General features: G+C 56.4%; 19 protein-coding genes. 9 read left to right on the forward strand and 10 right to left on the reverse strand.

Translation table 11 applies throughout. The features are described from left to right. Window positions 1–61 precede the first annotated feature (61 nt). The 3 genes from ACZA91_RS01310 to ACZA91_RS01320 all read left to right on the forward strand — a co-directional run bounded on the left by ACZA91_RS01310 (window position 62) and on the right by ACZA91_RS01320 (window position 2,789). Window positions 62–1,207 (forward strand): glycosyltransferase family 4 protein, encoded by a 1,146-nt coding sequence (locus ACZA91_RS01310; protein ID WP_190527767.1) that lies wholly within the window; start codon window positions 62–64, stop codon window positions 1,205–1,207. Between the two features lie 141 nt (window positions 1,208–1,348). Beyond that, window positions 1,349–2,257 carry a carbohydrate ABC transporter permease gene (locus ACZA91_RS01315; RefSeq protein WP_099535027.1) on the forward strand — a complete coding sequence of 303 codons (909 nt, stop codon included), beginning with the start codon at window positions 1,349–1,351 and terminating at the stop codon, window positions 2,255–2,257. A gap of 28 nt (window positions 2,258–2,285) precedes the next feature. Beyond that, complete coding sequence (locus ACZA91_RS01320) at window positions 2,286–2,789, forward strand: hypothetical protein (protein ID WP_190531758.1); 504 nt, start codon at window positions 2,286–2,288, stop codon at window positions 2,787–2,789. A 63-nt stretch (window positions 2,790–2,852) separates the two neighbouring features. On the opposite strand, the gene ACZA91_RS01325 is transcribed toward ACZA91_RS01320, so the two are convergent. The 6 genes from ACZA91_RS01325 to ACZA91_RS01350 all read right to left on the reverse strand — a co-directional run bounded on the left by ACZA91_RS01325 (window position 2,853) and on the right by ACZA91_RS01350 (window position 10,836). Continuing rightward, window positions 2,853–4,076 carry a Coenzyme F420 hydrogenase/dehydrogenase, beta subunit C-terminal domain gene (locus ACZA91_RS01325; protein WP_463184316.1) on the reverse strand — a complete coding sequence of 408 codons (1,224 nt, stop codon included), beginning with the start codon at window positions 4,074–4,076 and terminating at the stop codon, window positions 2,853–2,855. Window positions 4,077–4,256: 180 nt separating this feature from the next. Further along, complete coding sequence (locus ACZA91_RS01330; RefSeq protein ID WP_463184319.1) at window positions 4,257–5,912, reverse strand: B12-binding domain-containing radical SAM protein; 1,656 nt, start codon at window positions 5,910–5,912, stop codon at window positions 4,257–4,259. A gap of 221 nt (window positions 5,913–6,133) precedes the next feature. Then, the gene (locus ACZA91_RS01335) at window positions 6,134–7,102 is read right to left on the reverse strand and encodes an Npun_F2552 family protein (RefSeq protein WP_190353741.1); all 969 of its coding nucleotides are present in this window, start codon (window positions 7,100–7,102) and stop codon (window positions 6,134–6,136) included. Between the two features lie 79 nt (window positions 7,103–7,181). Next, window positions 7,182–8,258 carry a glycosyltransferase gene (locus ACZA91_RS01340; RefSeq protein ID WP_190531748.1) on the reverse strand — a complete coding sequence of 359 codons (1,077 nt, stop codon included), beginning with the start codon at window positions 8,256–8,258 and terminating at the stop codon, window positions 7,182–7,184. 244 nt (window positions 8,259–8,502) lie between these two features. Then, on the reverse strand, window positions 8,503–9,915 hold the full coding sequence (locus ACZA91_RS01345) for an aspartate ammonia-lyase (RefSeq protein ID WP_463184324.1): 1,413 nt from the start codon (window positions 9,913–9,915) through the stop codon (window positions 8,503–8,505). 321 nt (window positions 9,916–10,236) lie between these two features. Continuing rightward, window positions 10,237–10,836, reverse strand: a complete 600-nt coding sequence (locus tag ACZA91_RS01350) for a DUF3611 family protein (RefSeq protein ID WP_463184325.1) — start codon at window positions 10,834–10,836, stop codon at window positions 10,237–10,239. Between the two features lie 414 nt (window positions 10,837–11,250). Between ACZA91_RS01350 and dxr the strand changes: the two genes are divergently transcribed. Then, a complete protein-coding gene (gene dxr / locus ACZA91_RS01355) occupies window positions 11,251–12,423 on the forward strand; it encodes a 1-deoxy-D-xylulose-5-phosphate reductoisomerase (protein ID WP_099532765.1) in 1,173 nt (390 codons plus the stop codon). 132 nt (window positions 12,424–12,555) lie between these two features. Here the strand turns inward: dxr and sppA are convergent, their stop codons facing one another. Next, entirely contained in the window at window positions 12,556–13,398 is an 843-nt protein-coding gene (sppA, locus tag ACZA91_RS01360; protein WP_463184327.1) for a signal peptide peptidase SppA, read from the reverse strand. A gap of 93 nt (window positions 13,399–13,491) precedes the next feature. Here sppA and ACZA91_RS01365 point away from each other — a divergent pair, with 93 nt between their 5' ends. From ACZA91_RS01365 to ACZA91_RS01380, 4 genes are all read left to right on the forward strand, one after another. Beyond that, window positions 13,492–14,568: a DMT family transporter gene (locus tag ACZA91_RS01365; RefSeq protein WP_190527784.1), complete on the forward strand. Its 1,077-nt coding sequence runs from the start codon at window positions 13,492–13,494 to the stop codon at window positions 14,566–14,568. A 215-nt stretch (window positions 14,569–14,783) separates the two neighbouring features. Further along, complete coding sequence (locus ACZA91_RS01370) at window positions 14,784–15,758, forward strand: hypothetical protein (RefSeq protein WP_463184328.1); 975 nt, start codon at window positions 14,784–14,786, stop codon at window positions 15,756–15,758. Window positions 15,759–15,813: 55 nt separating this feature from the next. Further along, complete coding sequence (locus ACZA91_RS01375) at window positions 15,814–16,575, forward strand: hypothetical protein (protein WP_463184330.1); 762 nt, start codon at window positions 15,814–15,816, stop codon at window positions 16,573–16,575. After that, window positions 16,572–18,419: a glycosyltransferase family 39 protein gene (locus ACZA91_RS01380; protein WP_463184332.1), complete on the forward strand. Its 1,848-nt coding sequence runs from the start codon at window positions 16,572–16,574 to the stop codon at window positions 18,417–18,419. Before ACZA91_RS01375 ends, ACZA91_RS01380 begins: the two co-directional genes overlap by 4 nt. A gap of 99 nt (window positions 18,420–18,518) precedes the next feature. Here ACZA91_RS01380 and ACZA91_RS01385 read toward each other — a convergent pair whose 3' ends face one another. From ACZA91_RS01385 to ACZA91_RS01395, 3 genes are all read right to left on the reverse strand, one after another. Then, entirely contained in the window at window positions 18,519–19,697 is a 1,179-nt protein-coding gene (locus ACZA91_RS01385) for a bifunctional sterol desaturase/short chain dehydrogenase (protein WP_099532761.1), read from the reverse strand. A 232-nt stretch (window positions 19,698–19,929) separates the two neighbouring features. Beyond that, window positions 19,930–20,625 (reverse strand): hypothetical protein, encoded by a 696-nt coding sequence (locus ACZA91_RS01390; RefSeq protein ID WP_463184333.1) that lies wholly within the window; start codon window positions 20,623–20,625, stop codon window positions 19,930–19,932. Continuing rightward, complete coding sequence (locus ACZA91_RS01395) at window positions 20,622–21,140, reverse strand: Npun_F5560 family protein (protein ID WP_099532763.1); 519 nt, start codon at window positions 21,138–21,140, stop codon at window positions 20,622–20,624. The genes ACZA91_RS01390 and ACZA91_RS01395 overlap by 4 nt, the downstream gene beginning before the upstream one ends. A 177-nt stretch (window positions 21,141–21,317) precedes the next feature. Here ACZA91_RS01395 and ACZA91_RS01400 point away from each other — a divergent pair, with 177 nt between their 5' ends. Further along, entirely contained in the window at window positions 21,318–22,097 is a 780-nt protein-coding gene (locus ACZA91_RS01400) for a photosystem II S4 domain protein (protein ID WP_099532766.1), read from the forward strand. Window positions 22,098–22,146 lie beyond the last annotated feature (49 nt).

A 22,146-nucleotide genomic window follows, 5' to 3' on the forward strand; every position in this document is an offset into this window, starting at 1 on the left:
TTGGGTGAATTCACCAATTCATTAGCCCAATCATTCTCGCTAATTCAGGTTTTCGGATTCCATGCACGTCGCTTGGTTGGGTAAACGATCTCCATTTTGCGGCAACGTCACCTACAGCCGAGAGATCACGAACGCATTACGCGATCGGGGCCATGAGGTGAGCTTTTTACACTTTGCCCAAGAAGAAGAAACCGAAGACGAAGCGCAGCGGGATGTGAAAGAAGTCCCGCTTCCCTATCTCTATAAATCCCAAATTTATACGTTGCCCACCTTTGGGGCCAGCAAAGTTTTGACGCAATCTCTCAGCCGGTTGCGTCCCCATTTGCTCCATGCATCCTTGACCCTTTCGCCGTTGGATTTTGTGTTGCCAGAAATTTGCGACGAATTACAATTGCCGCTAATTTCCACCTTTCACCCTGCTTTCGATCAAAAACTGCGTAATTTCACCTCCGGCACTCAACAATTAACCTATCAACTCTATGCACCCTTTTTAGCCAGTTATGACTGCACGATCGTCTTCTCCCAAATTCAGCGCGACATGCTGATTAAGTTGGGGGTTGAGGGCGATCGAGTGGCGGTGATTCCCAACGGGGTTGATGTGCTCAAATATGCCCCCGGCCCCTCGCCTGTGAAACGGGAATTGGGATGCGATCGCCTGTTTGTTTATGTGGGCCGTCTGGCGCAAGAGAAAAACGTTGAACCCCTGCTGAAGGCTTGGAAAAAAGCGAAAATGCCCAGCCATTGCAAACTGGCGATCGTCGGCAGCGGCCCCCTCAAAGCCTCCCTCCAAACGTTCTACGGCCCCGAGCATGGGGTGGAATGGATGGGCTATGTGGCTAACGAAAGTCGCCGGATCGACATCTTGCGTGCCGCCGATGTGTTTGTGCTGCCCTCATTAGTTGAAGGGTTGTCCCTCTCGTTACTGGAGGCGATGGCCTGCGGGGTTGCTTGCTTGGCAACGGAGGTGGGGGCCGATGGCGAGGCGATCGAGCAGGGAGCCGGAATTCGCCTCAATCCGCAAAAAGTCTATGGACAATTGCGAACCTTGCTGCCCATGCTGGCAGAACACGAGGAAATCACCGCCTTGCTGGGCCAGCGGGCCCGGGAGCGTGTTTTGGAACGCTACACCCTCGATCGCAACCTCAACCAACTCGAAGCCCTTTATGGGGAAATTTTGAAACGGAAGCGATCGCCTCTGGTGCGTTAGTTAACAAGCAAAGAGCACAAGGCAAAAAGTAAAAAGCAAAGGGTAAAAGGTAAAAAGCAAAAGGCAAGCAGTTGGTAAAAACGAAAAATTAGAAGTTCAATTCAGTTCAATTCAACAGTCCACATACTGGGAACCTTGCCCATGTTCCAGTTACCCCGAAAATCCCTGAGCGATCGCCAATGGGCCCTGCTCACGCCCTATCTATTCCTGCTGCCGGCCTTGGTCGTCTTGACCATCACCACCTTCTACCCGGCCCTGCAAGCCTTTTACCTCAGCTTCACGCGCTATGACTACGACCTGACCGAAGCGCCGCGCTGGGTGGGCGGGGCCAACTTCCTGCGCCTGTGGGGCGATCGGCTGTTTTGGAAAACCCTGGGCCAAACGATCGTTTACCTATTAACCGTCGTCCCCATCCTGACGATCGCCCCCTTGGGTTTGGCGATTTTGGTGAACCAAAAACTAGCGGGGATCCGTTGGTTTCGCGCCGCCTATTATGTGCCCGTGATTGTGTCGAGCGTGGTGGCCGGCATTGCCTGGAATTGGATGTATGCGGAAAATGGCCTGCTGAACCAACTGCTCACCGGACTTGGCCTTGTTTCTCGTCCCATTCCCTGGCTGACCAGTCCCCAATGGGCCCTTTGGAGCGTGATGGCCGTCACGGTCTGGAAAGGCCTCGGCTATTACATGGTGGTTTATTTAGCCGGACTGCAAGCCATTCCCGCCGACCTTTACGAAGCTGCCGCCCTCGATGGCTCCGATGGTTGGCGCAAACATTGGGATATTACGGTTCCGTTGATGCGCCCTTACTGGCTGTTGGTGGCCACCATTTCCGCCATTTCCGCCACCAAGGTCTTTGAAGAAGTGTTCATCATGACCCAAGGCGGCCCCCGCAGCAGCTCCAAAACCGTGGTCTATTACCTCTATGAACAGGCCTTTGAAAACCTAGAAATGAGCTATGCCTGCGCGATCGGGCTAGTGTTATTCCTGCTGGTTTTGGGCTTTTCAACCCTGCGGCTGTTGATTCCGAACCAAGCACCCACCAACCCCTGAGCCAGTCCCCCTCACTCTGGGATTAACCATGATTGCCTGGCTGACCGACCATCCCTTCATTCGCAAATATGGGCGCGGCATGATCGCGCTTATCCTGCTCAGTGTGCTGCTGGGGGGGTTGCAGTTCAGCTATTTCACGCTGGCCGGGGAAACCATCCCGATCGCCGTGGTGGCCAAAGAACGCTTACTGAAGCGGTATCGCACCTCGAAGCAGGAAACCGTTGAAGAAAACGGCAAAACCGTGAAGCGATCGCGCCGGGTGACTGAATACCGATATCGATATCGGGTGACGATCGAGACGGGCGAAAAGCTTTGGGTTGAGGGGCCCAAGCGTGGGGATTGGCTACCGCTCGAAACCCCGTTCGATCGGCTGAAGGTGGGCAATCGCTATCGGGTGTTGGTGGCTCCCAAGTGGCGCTGGTTCAGGCGATCGATCCACCGCATCGAAGCAGAACTACCCACAACCCAGAAACCCACGGGTTCGCCGTCTCCATCCCCCAAGTTGGATAAAAATTTGCGCACCGGCTCTTAGGTTCCTTGTTCTCGCGATCGTGTCAGGGTGGAATCAGGATTTCAAACTATCCGACGATCGGTTCTAGTCCGGTAATTGGTATTGCTCCACAATTTTTTGGGCATAGGCGGGCACATGCTCCGCTAGCTTTTCAGGGTAGTGGCGCTTGACATAGAGATAGTTGCGCGTGAAGTGGGAGTCGATCGAGAAACGAGCATATTCCAGACCCTTGGGCCCCACCCGCTCAATCACCAACCCCATCAACTTAGCCGCCCACATGGGAATCGTGACCCCTTTGTCGTAGGCGGGAATGCTGTTTTGGACGGCGGCCCGACGCTCCCCTTGGGACATCACCGGTTGGGTTTCGATTTGGTCGCGCACCATTTCCAACAGTTCGCGGCCCGTTTCATTGCGCACCACCAGCCACTGCCAGCCAAAGGGCGCACCCATATAGCCCACCACCAAATCCGCGAGGGAGTTGACGTAATCAAAACAGGTCATGCAGGAGGGGGCAAACACGTCCTTTAATTGATCGGTTTTTAGGCCAAAAAAGGGCACTGTTTCCGTGGAACCGTCTTCGTGCTTGAAATGCACTCGGAAATCCTGCATGAACTCGTAATAGACCACGGTGTCGGGCGATCGACTCGTGGTGTCGAGAAATTTTTGCAGGCCGGCCCGGGTCACGTTGTCCACGCAGGGCGTGCCGAGCACATAGAGCTTTTCGAGGCCTAGCTTGTCTTGGACAGCTCGCAGGGCTTGGATTTGGCAGCCCACCCCAATCACCAACAACCGCTTCATGCCCGATCGTTCAATCTGTTCCAAAACGGACAGGTTGGGCGAAAGGGTGGGTTTGTTCACCCGGGCAGCCAAGATTTCTTCGGGGGTGGTGGCAATCACCGGTTGGGGTTGGAAGCGGTCTTCCGGGGTGTTTTGCACACAGACGACCCCTTCCACTTTGCCGCTGGTGAGCATGGCGATCGCGATCGAGCTAACGATGCCGGTCCATTGGGCCCCCTCGATCGGCTCGGTTTTGCGCGCGGCCATCATTTCCTGATGCACGCCGAAGTAGATGTCATCTTCGACTTCCAGATTGCGGCTGCGGCCATGGGCCTGGGTTTCCAGCTCGGCAATCTGTTGATTAATGAAGGCGCAGGCCTCTTTGACGTAATGCACATAGTAGGTGTCGCACAGACCGCATTCACTGCACAAATCCTTGGCGGGGCGACGGCTACCGGGCTTGAGGGCGCGAGCTTTTTTGTGGCCGAGGGGTGCTTGACCGGATTCGGAGGGTGATGAGGCGAGGGTCATGGCAACAGGCGGGCGTTGAGCATTGACGTGCGGTTTTTATTGTTTCATGGGCGATCGCTCCCGGTAACGGAAAATCAACAACCCGCAATGTTCGGCAACGAAGCAGCAAGGGAGTCGTGATCCCATCGCTGATTGATCGCTAGTCCAAACAAAATCCAGGCAAGGGCGATCACGGCGAAATCACGGCGAAATCACGGCAGCATCGGGCATTAGGGCTACGGCTTCCGCTCGGTGTTTTTTCAGGGTGGCGGCAGGCAAGGGCCCATGGAGATGTTCCCAGGGCAGCACTTCCCCTAAATCCCAGTTGCGAAACACATAATGATCCAGCGGGGGCACTCGATCGCGCAGTTCCTTGAAGGCTCGCCGGTAACTGCCCAGGGATACCCGATCAGGGTTGTCCGTGTCGCCCGCCCCATAGGTTCGCACCAGTTCCAACAGGGGGGTTAACCGGCGATCGCCCCGGGAAATCAGCGTCTGAATAATTGACCAGTTATAGCTCTCGGGGCGGAAGTCAATGCCATTGGAACGCAGGCGCTTTTGCAGCAATTTCAATCGCTTTTCCGCATCCCGATTCACCCCAAACCACTGAAAGGGAGTGTGGGCTTTGGGCACAAAGGTACTGCAACCAAGGGTTAATTTCAGGCCCGGGGCAGCTTTTTTGAGCCGCAGCATCATGGCCGCGGTGGCTTCGATGTCGTCGGGGGTTTCTCCGGGAATGCCGGCCATGCCATAAAGCTTGAGGGCGCTGAGGCCGCCCGCTTTGGCGTTCACGGCGGCCTGTTCGATCGCTTCGGTGGCCAACTTTTTGTTGATGATTTGCCGCACCGTTTCCGAACCGCTTTCCACGGCCACGGTGATCGATTTGCAATCGCGGCTGGCCAAAACGCGGGCCAGCTTTTCCGTGACCGTGTTGGTGCGCACCGAAGCCACACTGAGCCGCACTTGTTCGTAGGCGGTTCCGGCCAGGCGATCGAGCAGACTGTCAAATTCAGGATGTTGGGTCACCGAAGCGCCAAGCAGGCCGATTCGGTTGGTGGCTTGCAGTCCCCGATCAATGGCCGGCAGCAAGGAGCCTTCCAAGTCCGCCGTCCGAAAGGGCAGGGTGAGATAGCTGGCCAAGCAAAACCGGCACAGTTCCGGGCAACTGCGCACCGTTTCCACCATGAAGATGTTTTCCCAGGCGGCACGCGGAGTCACCACCGTGGATACTGAAAGGGCGTTGCCACGATAGGTTTGCTTGCTGACGGTGGCGGGAATCCGATCGCTCAGAGGCCGAATGGCGGCGATCGGGCCCGTGGGGTCGTGATACTCCACGGCGTACAGTTGCGGCACATACAGACCCGGCACTTGGGCCAGGGCTTCCAATCGATCGGCCCGGGGGCGATCGCGCTGTTCTAGCAGCTTATTCACCAGGGCATCAATCAAAATTTCCCCATCACCCAACAGCACCACGTCAAAATAGGCCGCGAAGGGTTCGGGATTCGCCGTCAGCACCGGCCCGCCCCCAAACACGATCGGGTGCTCATCGGTGCGATCAACCGCATGGAGCGGCAAGTCCAAATCCTCCAGCAACGCCATCACATTGACGTAATCCAGTTCCCAGGACATGGAAAACCCCACCAGGGCGGGCGATCGGGGCAATGGCTCCCGTGCATCCGTAAACAACCGTGCCACGGCCAACTCCGGCCGCGCCGCCAACATCGCCCAGACCACCTGATAGCCCAAGCTGGTGATGCCAACGGAATAGGTGTTCGGAAAGGCAAACACCGTGGGCAGGGCCTGGGGCAACGGTTCAGCGGGTTCAAACAGCAGGGTTTCGTCAGCAAAAGGAGCCATGCAACAACTGGCAAAGACCAGAGAAAAACCAGAAAACAACCAAAAACTAGCGGTGTTAAAGGACGGCTAGTAGCATGACAGGCTTAATACATTGGGTCAAAGTTGCGGAGTCAGTCGTGGTAACAAGGGGCTTGAGCATCTTGCTGCTTAACGATCAGGTGGCGGTGACAGCCATGTCATTTAACCCAGCGAATTAAGGCAGCCAGGCTACTAGGAATAGCTTAGGATCGCACCGAAGTTTCCGCCGGGGCAAAGCGTTCCTTAAACAGCTTGATGTAAAGGTGCTTGAAGGTGGAACGAATCACCCGAGGCAACCCAAAATCGATCGGCATCAGGAAGCTGGATAAGCGCCAATCTTCGATCGCCAAGTCCGCCGGCCGCTGCAAAGGATAGGTCACCTGTTCCGGGGCCGGACAAACGCCCAAGGCTCCCGCCGCCGCCAAGGTGGGCACGGTTGCCGGATCCACCTGCAAGATATCCGCCAAGGATCGATCGAGCGCAAACACATTAGCCGATGCACCCAACACCCCCAACAGGCGCGGCTCACCGTTGCTGGGGCCGTCGCCCTCATGGCCAATGATTCCATCCACGATCGTCAAGTCGGGGTCGATCGTCCGCGCCGTTTCCACCAACATGCGCCCAAACCGAGCCACGTCTTTTCCCGCGTCCAAATGCCACCAGGCCTTCAGCTTGCCCGGCACGCAGCCAAACAGATTCTTCACCCCCAGCGTAATCGTCAATTGGCAGTGGGATTTCACCTTGGGCAAATTAATCACCACATCTGCATCCATCGCTTCCTTGCTCAAGCGCAGGTGACCAAATTCGCCGCTGAGGCTGTCGTAGCGCTGGCCCCGAAATTCCACGATCGGGATGTTCAAGCGTTGGGCGATCGAAGCCAGGCCGTTGGCCTTGGCCACGCCGGCCGCGCTGCCAAAGGCGGGACTGTCGCCCAAAAAGGGTTGCCCACCGGCCGCCAACACCAACTCCGCCACCACCTGCACCAGCTCGGGGCGGGTCGTGCATTCCTTGGCGGGTCGCGATCCGGTCAGGAGGTTGGGTTTCAACAGCACCCGATCGCCCGGCTGTACAAAGGCCGCCATTCCGCCCAAGGGTTCCAACAGGGCCACAACTTTTTCGCGCAACAGATCCAAATCATAGCTAGTGGCACTGAGCAAGCTAACGGGAACCATCGGCGTTTCTCCTGGTGTTTTGGGGGGCAATGGTCGAAAGGAGGGATCGAAATGATCGAAATTAAGGGTCGAAATGGGGTTAGAAAATAATCGAGGGCGGAGCAATCGCCTGATTTAAATCATAGGTTGGTTGATTTGAATCCTGGGTTGATTGACTGAAATCATGGGGCTTGGGTAAAGATTGCCCCGGAAAACGCCCTAGGATGGCTGACCAAGCTGCCACCACATCCTCCGTTTGATTAGCCAAAGAATAGGTGTTGCGAATATAGGCCGATGCTTGTTTGACCTTGGCGATCGTGGCTTCGGGACGGTTAACCCAATCATCGATCGCCTGTTCAACCGCCTGGACAAATCCTAAAATATCGCCCCGCTCGATCGGGTAAGAAAACTCCGGCTTGAAAAATTCCCGCCCGCCGCGGCCGTGATAACCCACCGTGAGACAGCCCGCCGCCATCGCTTCCGCCGCCGGTAAGCCAAACCCTTCTGGATCACCAAAACTCATAAAAATTGCCGAATTTCGCATCATTTCTGCTAATTTCGCCTGCGGCAAATCCAACACTCGCACCAATTGAAATCCCTGGAGCCGATCGCGATGGCGCAAGATTTGGCAAACTTGCTGAACATCCATGAAATTTTTGCGCGCCAGGAAGCAAATTTGATTGGTCTTTCGCTCAGGAAAATAAAACAGCTCCGGATCAACGCTACACCGAACCCGGTGAACCTTAACTTGCGGGAAGGCCGTTTGAATATAGTTTTTGCTGTCTTCAGAAACAACAATCACGCCTAATAAATTCGGATCAGCATAGGGCAAATATTCTTCTTCAAAATTCACTGAGAATTTATCAAATGTGTAATAGACATTTTGATTAAAAATCACAAAGGGAATATCTTTGGGCAGCTTGGCATATTCCGCCTGTTCATAGACCTCGGGCACAACCACAATGCTGCGATCGGGGTTAATGGTCAAAATTCCCCCGAGGATGCGTGTTTTGTTGGGAAACCACTGACAACGAAATTCCGCTTCTCTGTGCAAAACTGCTGCGGAAAATCCCGACTGATTCAACAAATCCACCTGGCGATAGATCATCTGTACGCCGCCGGTTGGTTTTGTAAATTGTCGGCAGGGAAAATAAATCTCGATCGCCTTTGGATCCACGGTTAATCTACCTAATTTTAGAAACTAGAAGTATGACTCAAGACCTACATTGATCACCGAGGTTGATCACCGGAATCACCAGAATTTGTCAATCAGGGCCGAGGTAACTTAGCCTTAGTAATCATCCAGGATAATCATCTAAACGGCTCGATCGCACCGTTAGCAACTTCGCTCAAAACTGGGCTGCCAACTGCACCACCCAAAGCACAATTAGCACAATTCGGGCGATCGAGCCGTTCAAACCCTAGACCGTTGAATTCGGCATTTGGCTCATGGTTTCCAAATCCAATACTTCCGCCAACTGGGCCTCATCCATCAGCCCTTTTTCCAAAACCAATTGGCGCAGAGATTTACCCGTTTCTAGGGATTCTTTGGCGATCGCAGCGGCATTCAAATAGCCAATGTGCGTATTCAGCGCCGTCACCAGGGCCAAGCTTCCCTCGGCATAGTGCAAACAGCGATCGGGATTGGCTTCAATACCCACCAAACAGCGATCACTCAAAGCGGCGATCGTGTTGCCCAAAATCTCAATACTTTGAATCAGATTGTAGGCAATCAACGGCATCATCACATTCAATTCCAGTTGCCCCGCCTGGGCTGCCAGAGCGATCGCCTGGTCGTAGCCCATCACTTGGAAACAAACCATTGAAGTCATCTCCGCCATCACCGGATTATATTTACCCGGCATGATTGACGATCCTGGCTGCACAGGCGGCAGTTGAATTTCCTTAAATCCGGTTTTGGGCCCCGAATCCATCAAGCGCAAATCATGGGAAATCTTGGCCAAATCCTGAGCCAAATTCCGAATCGAACCGGACACATTCACAAAAGGAGCCATACTTTGCATGGCCGCCATCAAATGGGGAGCCGATCGCAAGGGTTGCCCAATCAATTCTGAGAGTAATTCAGCGACTCGGAAGCGATATTGCGGATGGGTGTTCATCCCGGTTCCCGCAGCGCTGCCGCCCAATCCCAAGACGCGCAAATCTTCCGCTGCTGTGGTAATTCGTCGCTCATGATCGCGCAAAATATAAGCCCAAGCCCGGAAGCTTTCGCCCAATCGCACGGGCACTGCGTCCTGCAAGTGGGTGCGGCCAGATTTAACAATTTCTTGGAAAGCGATCGCCTTGGCTTCCATGGCAGCGATCGCCTTTTTGAGGGCTGGAAACAGGGTACGATCGAGCGCCAACAGCCCCCCAATCCGAATGGCTGTTGGAATCACATCATTGGTTGACTGCCCATAATTCACGTGATCATTAGGACTGACGCGGCTATAGTTGCCCTTGCGATCGCCCAACAGTTCCAAGGCTCGATTGGCCAAAACTTCATTCACATTCATGTGATGGGAAGTGCCGGCCCCCGCTTGGTAAACATCCACCACAAATTGATCGCGCAATTGACCTTGCAAAATTTCATCGGCCGCTTGCACGATCGCTTGGCCTAATTCTTCCGAAATACAGCCCAATTCTGCATTGGCGATCGCGGTGGCTTTTTTGATCAGCAAACAGGCATCAACATAGGTGGGCAAGGGTTTAAGGCCGCTAATGGGGAAATTCTCGATCGCCCGGCAAGTTTGAATCCCGTAATAGACCGTATCGGGGATTTGCCATTCCCCCATCGAATCTTTCTCAATCCGAAAGTTGTCAGCGTTGCTCATGGTTTTGAGTTGTTGATTGTCAGTGTTAATTTTACTGAGATTGATGACTAGAGTGAATGATTGATTGAAATGGATACTTTTCAGCAATTTCTCAGAATTGCTGTTCTCAACTGTTCCTCTTAATCACTCTTCTTGATTATTTGGATTTTTTATTTTGCTCATCATTCATCGCTTTCATTCCACTGGCCAACATCCAAAGCCCACCCAAAACAATTCCACCGGCCAAAGCACCCAACAGCCAATCCAAATTCATGCCACTTTCCATAAAAATCTTCTCAACAAAATTAGTGTTTTTGTTTGTCTACTCGATGCATCAGTTTCTTAACTGGAAGGGCGATCAATTCGGTCATAGAGCCACAGGGAAATCACCATGCCCATAAAGTTGGCAGAAATTCCCGCCAAATTAGCTACCACCACAAACACATCCAAGGGCCGGACAATTTTAGTGGGGTCGGTAATGGCTACCCCGGCCGGCTGGGACACTGCCTTCGAGACCAAAACATAGACCGCCACACCGGAGCCAATCAGGGTTAAAACCACCCCAATCATGCCCGCATAAACGCCCATTCTCAACAATTGAACGGTTTCGGTTTTGCGGGGTTGCGGTTCGTTGGTTTTATGAATTAATCCCTTGGCAATTCGGGTATATCGAAAGGATAAAACCGTGTTGAATGCCGCCACAATCACGCCGCAGGTGGCCCAAAAAATGCCGATGCTGACCCCTTGGGCCGCCCCTTGACCCGCCAGCCCCGGCACGGCAATCAGCAACAACAAAATGGCGGCTAACCCGAGGGCTAATTGCACCCAAAACCCAATCCAACCGCCCAGTTGCAGGGTGGCGGCAATGCGCTGGAGGGATGGCCGCGGCCCCCTTGATGGTGGGGGTGGGGGCGTGGGGTTGGAATCGGGACGGCTCAACATGGCAACAAGGGCAGGGTTGTGAAGATGCGGAGTTTGACAAAACGAGCGACAAGGCGGGCAATGGCACAAAAACGGCAAGGCCCAGCATCGAGGTCACGGGTTGGGCTTGCCCCTAAAGCGTGGCATATTGCCGAGCCTCTCGCGCCGTTGAGGATGGATCACAGAGGGATGAATTTTGCGATCGATTCCCCCCTTTTTTGACATAGATCGGGGACATCTATCGGGCATGAGAACACGAGCGATCGCCCCTGGCGCACACCATCCTAATATTGGGAGGAATCTGCTCAACGCCACAGCAGCCCCCACAGTAACCCACCCGCAGCCATTCAAAATAACAGCCATCCACCGCAACGGGCCATTCCAAAATCAATGAGTTTCAAAGAAATGAGTTTCAAAGAAATGGGTTTAGAAACCGTGAAAGCAATTACTCTTCTGGGTTCCACCGGCTCGATTGGAACCCAAACCCTGGATATTGTGTCCCAATATCCCGATCGATTCCGGGTGGTGGGTCTGGCGGCGGGCAGCAATGTGACCCTATTGGCGGAACAGGTGCGACAGTTTCGGCCCGAAATTGTGGCGTTGCGGGATGGGAGCAAGTTGGCGGAACTGCAAGGGGCGATCGCGGATTTAGATCCCCAACCCCAACTGGTGACCGGAGAAGCGGGCATCGTGGAGGTGGCAGGCTACGGGGATTCGGAGGTGGTGGTCACGGGGATTGTGGGCTGTGCCGGGTTGCTGCCCACGATCGCGGCGATCGAAGCGGGGAAAGATATCGCCTTGGCGAATAAGGAAACCCTGATTGCGGGTGGCCCGGTGGTGTTGCCCCTGGTGCAAAAGCACGGGGTGAAGTTGTTGCCGGCCGATTCTGAGCATTCCGCCATTTTCCAATGCCTGCAAGGTGTGCCTCAGGGGGGCCTCCGTCGCATTTTGCTGACGGCTTCGGGTGGGGCCTTCCGGGATTGGCCGGTGGAGCGGCTGGCGCAAGTGACGGTGGCCGATGCGCTGAAGCATCCCAACTGGTCGATGGGCCGCAAGATCACGGTGGATTCAGCCACCCTGATGAACAAGGGGTTGGAGGTGATTGAGGCCCATTTCCTGTTTGGGATGGACTATGACGGCATTGATATCGTGATTCATCCCCAAAGCATTATTCACTCGCTGATTGAGCTGCAAGATACATCGGTGTTGGCTCAGTTGGGTTGGCCAGATATGCGGCTGCCGTTGCTCTATGCCTTGTCCTACCCGGAGCGGATTTATACGAATTGGGAAACGTTGGATTTGGTGAAGGCGGGCGATTTAACGTTTCGTGCGCCCGATCGCGCGAAATATCCCTGCATGGATTTGGCCTATGCGGCGGGTCGAGCCGGGGGATCCATGCCAGCGGTGTTGAATGCGGCCAATGAGCAGGCGGTGGCCCTGTTCCTGGAGGAAAAGGTGCATTTCCTGGATATTCCGAAGCTGATTGAAAAGGCTTGCGATCGCCACCGGGCGGACAATCGAACCCAGCCGACCTTAGAAGACATCCTGGAGGCCGATCGCTGGGCCCGCCAAACGGTGTTGGATTTGCAAACGGCGGCGATCGCCTAACCCGCTTTTTTCGGTAATGACTTTCGGTAATGACTTGGGGCGTAATTGGGGCGGAACCGGAGGGCGCAAGGCGGTGCGCCCATACCCGGATTGCGATTTGGCGCACGATTGTGCGCCCAGGATGCCGTGCGTCTAGGGGCGATAGAGCCAGAGGGGAACACCGTTCGTGGCCAGTTCAAAGTCCAGGGTGCTGAGGGCCCGATCGACCTGAGGCCCCGTCCAAGGGCCGATCGGCCCCTGGGCCCGGCCATCGGAATTCAGCAACCGGGCTAAGGGGGGTTTGCGCTCCTCGATCGTTTGCACCACCACCTTCTCCGGATCCAGCTTGGTCAAGTCTGCCAACCAGCGGCGGGCATCCTCTTCCGTGCCCAGGCGATCAATTAAGCCCAATTCCTTCGCCTGCTCTCCGGTAAAAATTCGCCCATCGGCAAAGCTGCGCACCGTTTCCGGCGGCAAATTTCGCGATTGGGCCACGGTCTGCACAAACTGGTGATAGCTGCTGTCAATCAGGGATTGCAGGATTTGGCGTTCTTCGTCGCTCATGGGGCGATCGAACGCCAGGATGTCCTTATAGGGCCCGGACTTAATCACCTTGAAGGAAACCCCCACCTTATCCAGCAAGGATTCAATGTTGTTGCCTCGGATAATTACGCCGATGCTGCCGGTGATAGTGCCGGGGTTCGCCACAATCTGGTGCGCCCCCATGCCGATGTAGACCCCACCGGACGCGGAAATATTGCCAAAACTGGCCACGATCTTGGTGGTTTCGCCCAATTCTTTCAGAGCGCTGTAGATTTCCTGAGAATCTCCCACCGTACCGCCGGGGCTATCGATTCGCAGCAGCAAACCGGGATATTTGCGCTCTTTCACCACCTTCAGGGCCTTCAGCACCCGTTGACGAGTGCCCCCGGCGATCGCCCCGGAGATTTCAATGCGCGCGAGTTGTTTACGAGTATTGGGCTTGAAAGGCCACATGGGAATTGCCGTCTCGACACCAAAGGAGTGGATACAATTCTAGGGTTTAGTTAATATTTCTTAAAGTTATTGATCAAGTGATTGATCCCAGCCATGACCGCCCAACCCGTCAATCCCCAATCATCGCTGCAATCCTGGTGGGGGTGGCTGCTGCTGATTTCGCCCTTTTTCTTTTGGGGCACAGCCATGGTGGCCATGAAAGGCACCCTTGACCACACCACACCCTTCTTCTTGGCGGGGTTGCGGCTGGTACCAGCGGGGTTGTTGATTTTGGGGGTGGCGGCCCTGACCGATCGCCTCAAACCGATCAGTTGGGTCGGGTGGGCCTGGGTGGCGGCCTTTGCCCTGGTGGATGGGGCCCTGTTCCAAGGCTTTTTGGCCCAAGGGCTGGCCCGCACGGGAGCTGGGTTAGGCTCGGTGACCATTGACTCACAGCCCCTGGCGGTGGCCCTGATGGCCCGCTGGCTCTATCGGGAGCAGATCGGGCCCCTCGGTTGGTTGGGACTGCTGTTGGGGGTGGTGGGCATTGCCGGTGTGGGGCTGCCCGATGAATGGATTTTGCAGTTGTTGAACGGCACGGCCTGGCAAGCGCTCTGGCAAAACGGGGCGATCGGCTGGGATTCCGGGGCGATCGGGCAGGGGCTAGCGGCCTTGCTGAATAACCTCTGGGGCAGTGGCTTTTGGTGGATGCTGTTGGCGGCCCTGTCCATGGCGATCGGGACGGTGATGGTGCGGCCGATGAGCCAGTATGTGGATCCGGTGGTGGCCACGGGTTGGCACATGGTCTTTGGCGGAATGCCCCTGTTTGGGCTGTCGGCAGCATTTGAGGTGAACCAATGGCAAGGCTTGACCCTGGCCGATTGGGGGTCGATCGGCTATTCCACCCTCTTTGGCAGCGCGGTTTCCTATGGGGTCTTTTTCTTTTTTGCCTCCAAGGGCAACCTAACCAGCCTCAGCGCTTTGACCTTTCTCACGCCGGTGTTTGCCCTCCTGTTTGGCAATTGGTTTTTGGGGGAAGTGCTCAGCACGGTGCAAACGGCGAGTGTTTTGCTGACGCTGGTTAGCATTTACCTGGTGAATCAGCGGGCGGTGATTGCCCAGAAATTGCGATCAATTCATCCCAAGTTGGCTCCCATCCCGATCGAGGTGTCGTCCAAAGAGTCCCCTTGATCGACTCGAATCAACAAGAATCCAAGCATTCAGGAAAATCAACGCCACGAATAGGCAAAGAATAGCGAGCCACCGGAACCGCCGACTGTTCCCTGAAGTCGGTTGCTATGGTGGAAACGGGTTTCAGAGTCGTGCCCATCCCCGCCGTTGAGATCGAAATCTCGCGCCCTGACTTCAAATCATTCCAATCAAAATTTCACACCAGGAAAAACACCATGGCTCGATCGCGCTGGCAAGGACGTGCGCTGGGATTGTTGATGGCGATCGCGCCGATCACCGCTCCCGCCGCCTGGGCAAACACCCCCACCGCCCCAGGGAGCACCGGCTCCGCTCGCTCGGAAATGACGCTGCAAACACAAATTGCCCCACCGCAAATCACCCTGCTAGAAACGGGTCAGGGCGATCGGCAGTCCTTGCGATTGCGCCTTCAGCAGGGCGATCAGCAGCGATCGTTATTGGTGATGAAAAGCCAAATGCAACTGACCCTGGCGGGCCAACAGCCGATGCCGATGCCCGTGCCGGAAATGCGCCTGCTGACGGAAATCACCATCAACCAGGTGGCCACCGATGGCCAAGTGAGCTACACCCTGCGCTATCCCAAGATCGAAATGATTGCGCCGCCGGAAATGTCCTTCGTGCAGCAGGCCATGGACAGCACCGCCCGAGAGCTGGAGCGAATTCAAATTCAGGTGGAGGGGGACGATCGGGGAAAACTGTCGAAGGTGAATGTGCTGGCGGACGGTGAGCTTTCGGCCCCTTTGCAGGCCAGCCTTGGCCAAATGACCGAATCGATTCGCAACAGCAACATCGAATTTCCCGCCGAACCGATCGGGGTGGGAGGGCGCTGGCAAAGTGTCACGGAAATTGAATCCGGGGGGCTGCGAATTCAGCAGCGAGCGGTTTATCAGGTGGTGGAAATCACGCCCGATCGGGTGGTGTTGAACGTGACCGCTGAGCAGACGGCTCCACCCCAAAAACTCACCATTCCCGGCCTGGCCCCGGAGCAAGCCCCTTCCCTACGGTCGTATCAGGCCAATGGTTCGGGTCAAATTCAGATGAACTTCAACCGTGTGGTTCCCACCCAATCGAATCTGTCCCTGAAGGTGCGATCGGAAATGGAAGGGTTACCCGGCGTGGGCACGGCCTTGATGACCGGTAACTTAGAAATGACCCTGGAGCCGCAACCCTAGCGCACTTGCCTATAATTGGGGGCCCTCTCTGGTCGCGATCGGGCGATATGCGGTAATGGAGTTGAAAGTTGCCCTGTCGGCGCGGCGGGTGCTGGGTTGGTTGTTGGTCGCGGTGGTGCTGTTGACCCTAGCGGGAACGGCGGTGCAGGTGGCGAAATATGCCTTTGGCTATCGCGAAGGCTGGACAAGGCTGTTTAACCTCGATCGGGAATACAACCTGCCCTCGTTGTTTTCCACGGGTTTGTTAGGGGGCTGTGCTCTGTTGCTCCGGGCGATCGGCCAGCGAGCGGCCGCCTTGGGCGATCGCTGGGCCCCCTCCTGGCGGCTGTTGGGTGGCATTTTCACCTTTTTGGCCCTGGATGAGTGGTTCAGCATCCATGAAATTTTGATCTTGCCCGATTTGGCGAAATGGGCAGGGTTGCCGGGCTTTTTGAAGCAAATTTGGGTGATTCCGGCGGCGATCGCCGTGGGTTGGGGGGCTTGGCGATTTTGGCCCTTTTGGCGACAGCTCCCCCCCAAGTTACGCGGTCGATCGCTGTTGGCGGGCTGTTTGTATGTTTCGGGGGCGTTGCTGATGGAGATGGTGGGCGGAGCCTATTCCGCCGATCAGGGGCAACAAAACCTGACCTATGCCCTACTGACGGTGGTGGAAGAGGTGGCGGAAATGCTGGGAACCACCCTGTTTTTGTGGGCGTTGTTGGTGCATTTGGGATCCTGGTCGGGGAAATTTTCCTTGCTGCTCGATTTGGGCGATCGAACTCTGGGCGATCGAAACTTGAGCGATCGACGGGATCCCCAGGATCCTCAGCAGCCATGATTGGCAAATGGCGCGGCCCGCAAGGCTCCTCAACCAGGCTCGGGGCGATCGGACAGGTTGCTTTTTGGCGATCGGGTTGGGCCGTCCTGGGATGGACATTGCTGGGGGCCCTGGTGCGGTTTTGGAATTTGGGGGGCAAACCGCCATCCAGCATTGAAGTGGCCTCGATCGGGTTTGGGCTGGGCAACGGGTTTGATCATTTGCCGCTCGATCGGCTGGTCAGCTTGGCGGAACTCTTGGAACCCTTGCGAGTGCAACCCACCGTGGGGCTGGATGAAACGATCGCCCGTTTAGCGGCCCAAAGCACCCATCCGCCCCTCTTTTTTGGGTTGATGCATGGCTGGCTGAGGGCGCTCACCCCGGCAGGTGGGTTGGTGGATTTGGCCACGGCGCGATCGCTCAGTGCCCTGTTGGGTTGTTTGGCAATTCCCGCCGGATTCTGGCTTGCCCAATGGCTGGCAGGTCACCTAGCTCCCCCCCAAGATGGCGCAGCAACCCCAAAGCCCACCGATCGGCCTGTGTCGGCCCTTTGGATGGCCCACGGGGTGGCGGCCCTGTTGGCCCTGTCGCCCTATGGAGTGGCCATGGCCCAAGAAGCCCGGCACTACACCCTAGCGATTCTGTGGGCGATCGGCACTTGGGCCGCCACCTTCGGAGCCGTTCATCGGTTGCAGCAGGGGCGATCGCCCGGTTGGGGCTTGGGAATTGCCTGGGTGCTGGGGAATGGCCTCAGCCTGGCCACTCACTATTTTTGTCTGTTGGGGATTGCGGCCCAGGGGCTGGCGATCGGCTGGTTAGCTTGGAGCCAAGGGCGATCACAGGGGTGGTCAATCCTTCGGGGACGGCCCTGGCGGGTGATGGGGGTGATTGCACTGGCCCAAATCGCCCTGGCGGCCGCTTGGTTGCCGGCCATGGCGGGAGCCTCCGAAAGTGAACTCACCGCTTGGATTCGGGAGGATCTGAGTCCGGCGGAATGGTTCTTGCCACCCCTGCGGTTGCTGGCTTGGTTGGCAACCATGGTGGTGTTGCTGCCGGTGGAACAGCAGCCCCTGCCGGTAATCCTGGGCAGCGCGATCGCCCTGTTGGCCGTTTTGGGATTGCTGCTGCGGATGATTGGGCCCGTTTGGCGATCGGGTTTGGCCCGTCCTGCGCCGCTGTGGTGGGCGATCAGCATTGGAATCGTGGGGCCGTTGGTGCTCATGCTGCTGTCGATTTACAGCGATCGGGGTGACCTCAGCGTTGCTCCCCGATACCAGTTTGTGCATTTCCCGCTGGTGGTTTTGGGGGTGGGGTTGGCCCTGGGTCAGCGATCGGCTGATCGCGCTCCCCTTTCGATCGGGCGGTGGCAGGGGTCGGGGCGATCGGCCATGGTCGCGATTCTGGTCGTCAGTCTGTTGGGGAGCTTGGCGGTGGCCAACAATTGGGGCTTTTTGAAGTCGCGGCAGGTCGACCGCCTGTGGGATCAAATCGAAGGGCGATCGACCGATACCCCCTTGCTCGTCAGTCACATTGAAACCTATGCCGAAATTCGCGGCACGGTGGCGATCGCCTACGAGTGGCAACGGCGACAAGCGACACCAACCCATCAGCGCCCGGCCCAGTCCCCAAATTCGCCCCAATTCGCACCGCAATTTTTAATGCTGCAAGAGGCGAGCGATCGGGCCGATGCCCAGGCTCCCTTAGCCCAAGTGATTCGGCAGCAAGCCCGCCCCTTTGACCTGTGGACAGTTGACCTGTCGCCCGCCTTGGACTTGGAAGCCTATGGGTGCAAGCGAGCGAAGGAACGCCGCCGACCCACAGGCTATCGTTTACGCCACTACCAATGCACCAAAGCGGCTTCTTGATTTACCCTTTAGCCCCAATCATGCCGATCGGGTGAACGGGGGCGATCGACCCGGCCAGCATTTGGCGATCAGGCTGGATGGGGGTTTTTAAGCAGCAACCTAGGCGCGATCGGGCTTGGCGAAGGCACGGAAGTAGAGCGATTTTGCCAACTCTTTGATTGGAAAGAGCAGATAGGTCAAGGGATTGATCGTCACGATGATGTTGCGCACATCCCGTTCCGCCAAGGCCACGATCGCCCGTGCAACCCACCCCGCCGACATAATCCCGATCGGATTGAGATCGCTCTTGAACGGGCCAAGAATCAGCTTCCGCACCACACAGGGCGCATCCAAGCGCCGCAGGGTGATCAAATCCCCGATCGCCCGTTTCGATAGCTCATATAGGGGGCTAAACGCCGGGTTCACTTCCGCTTCGGAGGTGTTGACCCAAACTTCCTTCAGGGCCCGGTGTTCCGACTTGGTGACCGTCTCAAAAAATAGTTCCATCAACCGCCAAGCGGACAGGGTGTTCACCTCCAGTGCTTGGGCCACGGCCGCCGCCGAGCGATCGCCCTGATTCACCCCATGGTTGATGATCAAAATATCCACATTGGCCAGGGTTTCGCGCAGGGCCGCCTCTTCGCCCGATCGCCAAGTGACCACCCGCACATTGCCCTCAAAGGTGGTTCCTTCGCGCGTTGTCAGGGCCACCAACCTCGCCCCTCGGCTTTGCAACACGGCAATCAGGGCCCGACCCATGCTGCCCGATGCCCCGGTAATCGCGATTGTTTTGCCCTTCAGGGACAGGGCTGTGCCCAGCAGCTTATCCACAAACGTCAAAGACCCACAGTAATAGGCATTGCCCGAATCAAAATGGTGTCGCCAATGGTAGGTGCGATTCACCGTCCAGACGGAGGGGTTGCTATCCAGGTCGCCCGCCTTGTGGGTTAGGTCGGTTTCCATCAGGTAGCCGCGCGATCGGGCGATCGCCGTGGCCAAAAAACCCAGGGAATAGATGCAACCCAGCCACATTCCCCACTGACCCGACACCGCCGCCGTCAGTCCCACCACCGAAGCCATGGTGGCCGCTTCGGGCGCATCGTTGGCCAATTGAGCTTTGTAATAGGCATCAAGGCTGCTGATGGTTAGGTCACGGCGATAGACCTTGTGGTGCATGTTGTGGGCCCGTTGGAGCGGCTCCCAATAGTGGCCGGCCACATGATAAAAATCGCGCACGATTTCGGCCAGGACGATCGAGCCGATCGCCCAACTCAGTTGTACGAATCCCTCTGCGTTCATGATTTGGTTCTACTTAGCCCAGCTACAGATGCTCAAAACGGTTCAAAGTTGAATTGCCATGGGATCAGGTTCAACCTGGCGATCGATTGCCCAGAATTGGGAAGGACTCGATCGCCCAGTTCGCGGGGCTAGGACGCAGTTTGTTGAATTGAGTTGAATTGAGCTGCATTGAATTGAACTGAATTGCACCAATCGTCAATCAGCCCAAGCGTCAATCAGCTAAAGACAATGGCTATAGAATAGCGACTTCCCGGAGCGGCTGATGCAGCAAACAACGGAGATGGCACTCAAACAGGTCGGGCGTTTGGACTCCAATGCTGGCGATCGCGGGGGCCGCCGGGAAAGGCAACAGCCGATCGAAATAGACGGGATTTGGATCTTTGTCCGGGCGATCGAACCCGAATTGCATCAAATACAAACCGGGGGGAAGCCGGAGCCAATTCGTTAGCTCAAAGCCCAACCGATAGGCCGCCTGTCGATCGCGATCGGACAGGTGATGGGGCTGAAGGAACTGACCCGTTGAGCCAGATTCCGCTGAGCCAGATTCCGCACCAAGGGCGATCGCTTCACCATACAGAGGTCCCTTGGCGGTCACGATCAGGGGTAGCCACAACTGCCCCTCGCCGTTGGGCCAATCTAATTCCGCCGTCACCCGCGATCGCAAGCTCTCGGCCGCCGCGCAGGTCACCCAGGTGGAGCGGTGAACCCAGTCCGTCGGAAAGCGATCGTCCTCCAGGATTCGTAACGTTAGGGGACAGTCGATCGCCCCCGGGCCGCCGGGCAAAGGAGTTTCATCACCCACCACAACGATCTGCGGGTCAAGCCGTAGGTCAACCGCCACGGACTTCAATCGATCGAGCGCCACCGACAGCCAATCCCCAGCGGCCAGCAAATCCGCCCGATCAATCCAAACTCTTAGACAGGTCATGGAGTTTCGCCAGCAAATTCGGGGAGGTCAAGACTGCCGGGGCGACGACTGCTGACCGCGAGTCGATAGCTGACGCTTTGCAATTCTGCCTGTAGGTTACGGTTTTCCTGTTGCAGTTGGCTCACGCGCTCTTTGATGGCGCTCAGGCGGTCTTCAAACTTGGAGCGATAGACGTTGGGCAATTCCTGAATCGTTTGCTCCAGCATTCGGCTCCGATCGCCCAGTTCTTGCACTGACTGGCGTAATTGGTAGATTTCCGCGTCTCGATCGGCCAATTGATCTTGATAAAAACCCACCTGTTCTTCCACTTCCCGCACCCGATCGCGCAGGGCCTGCAATTCCGCCTGATGGCGCTCTGGCTGGTCGGAGGTGGGCACCAGGCCCGCATTGCCCTTCACCAAGCGGAACAGTTCCTGCGAAAGCTGCTGTACCAAGCGATCGCGCATTTGCAGTTCATCACGCAAGCGGGCAATTTCCGCTGGGGCTGCTTGACCGTTCAATCCGTCGGCTTGCATCACGGCAATGGGATGGGGTTAATAATCGTATGGACAACGCTACCGTATTTTTTAACCCAAGATTGGCTTGAACAGCTAGGGCTAATCAACAGGCGGTCTTGGCTGCACTGGTTTTGATTCGCTGTTTTTGCTGTTTTTGCCGCATCCGCTGACTCCAACGCTGACTTCAAAAAGACCGTGCTACCTCGCGAAACCCTGCTGAAACGTGCAACCCACCGAGAAACGATCGCCCGGGCGATTGACCTGGCAGACCAGAGCCTAAAAACCTGGGAACCGGCCGTGAGCGATTTTCTGTCACCGCCGGAAATTGCCGATATCCAAACCGTCTTCAGTGGCTTGGCGGAAGTGGTATTCATGCCTTGGGGGGGCTATCCCCAAGCGGAACGGCAGCGGGTGGCCTTTGCCCGATCGGAATTGCCGCTGATCACAGACGCGATCGAGGTGGCGGCCTTGGAAATTGCCGGGAATTTTTTGTTTGACCCGGCCACCCATCGGGACTTTTTGGGGGCCCTGTTGGGGACGGGGCTGGTGCGCGACAAGGTGGGCGATTTGTTGGTGCAGGGGGAACGCGGGGCCCAAGCCCTGGTTGCGCCGGAGGTGGTGGAGTTTTTGGAACTGAACCTCACTCAAGTGCGATCAGTACCGGTGAAAACCCGCGCCATTCCCCTCAGTGAACTGAAGGTTCGCGAACCCAAGAAAAAGGAAATGACGACGGTGGAGGCTTCTTTGCGCCTAGACGCGATCGCCTCCGCCGGGTTTGGCATCTCCCGCAGCAAAATGGCGGAAGCAATTTCCGGGGGCGATGTGCGGGTGAACTGGAAAGACATCACCAGCCCCAGCCATTTGCTGAAATCGGGGGATTTGGTGGTTTTGGCGGGCAAGGGCCGCCTCTCGATCGGGGAAATTGCCACCACCAAGAAAGATCGCTATCGGGTGCAGCTCACGCGATTTGTTTAGGGGGGTATCGCGATCGCTGCCGTCCCGATTGCATATTTTTAGGGCATCT

This window comes from Limnothrix sp. CMB-01 (assembly GCF_055193175.1).

Excerpts from the sequence above, each read along its gene's own strand:
- ACZA91_RS01310 (WP_190527767.1), top strand. The coding sequence starts at position 62 with ATGCACGTCGCTTGGTTGGGTAAACGATCTCCATTTTGCGGCAACGTC.
- ACZA91_RS01315 (WP_099535027.1), top strand. The coding sequence starts at position 1,349 with ATGTTCCAGTTACCCCGAAAATCCCTGAGCGATCGCCAATGGGCCCTG.
- ACZA91_RS01320 (WP_190531758.1), top strand. The coding sequence starts at position 2,286 with ATGATTGCCTGGCTGACCGACCATCCCTTCATTCGCAAATATGGGCGC.
- ACZA91_RS01325 (WP_463184316.1), bottom strand. The coding sequence starts at position 4,076 with ATGACCCTCGCCTCATCACCCTCCGAATCCGGTCAAGCACCCCTCGGC.
- ACZA91_RS01330 (WP_463184319.1), bottom strand. The coding sequence starts at position 5,912 with ATGGCTCCTTTTGCTGACGAAACCCTGCTGTTTGAACCCGCTGAACCG.
- ACZA91_RS01335 (WP_190353741.1), bottom strand. The coding sequence starts at position 7,102 with ATGGTTCCCGTTAGCTTGCTCAGTGCCACTAGCTATGATTTGGATCTG.
- ACZA91_RS01345 (WP_463184324.1), bottom strand. The coding sequence starts at position 9,915 with ATGAGCAACGCTGACAACTTTCGGATTGAGAAAGATTCGATGGGGGAA.
- ACZA91_RS01350 (WP_463184325.1), bottom strand. The coding sequence starts at position 10,836 with ATGTTGAGCCGTCCCGATTCCAACCCCACGCCCCCACCCCCACCATCA.
- sppA (WP_463184327.1), bottom strand. The coding sequence starts at position 13,398 with ATGTGGCCTTTCAAGCCCAATACTCGTAAACAACTCGCGCGCATTGAA.
- ACZA91_RS01365 (WP_190527784.1), top strand. The coding sequence starts at position 13,492 with ATGACCGCCCAACCCGTCAATCCCCAATCATCGCTGCAATCCTGGTGG.
- ACZA91_RS01370 (WP_463184328.1), top strand. The coding sequence starts at position 14,784 with ATGGCTCGATCGCGCTGGCAAGGACGTGCGCTGGGATTGTTGATGGCG.
- ACZA91_RS01375 (WP_463184330.1), top strand. The coding sequence starts at position 15,814 with ATGGAGTTGAAAGTTGCCCTGTCGGCGCGGCGGGTGCTGGGTTGGTTG.
- ACZA91_RS01380 (WP_463184332.1), top strand. The coding sequence starts at position 16,572 with ATGATTGGCAAATGGCGCGGCCCGCAAGGCTCCTCAACCAGGCTCGGG.
- ACZA91_RS01385 (WP_099532761.1), bottom strand. The coding sequence starts at position 19,697 with ATGAACGCAGAGGGATTCGTACAACTGAGTTGGGCGATCGGCTCGATC.
- ACZA91_RS01390 (WP_463184333.1), bottom strand. The coding sequence starts at position 20,625 with ATGACCTGTCTAAGAGTTTGGATTGATCGGGCGGATTTGCTGGCCGCT.
- ACZA91_RS01395 (WP_099532763.1), bottom strand. The coding sequence starts at position 21,140 with ATGCAAGCCGACGGATTGAACGGTCAAGCAGCCCCAGCGGAAATTGCC.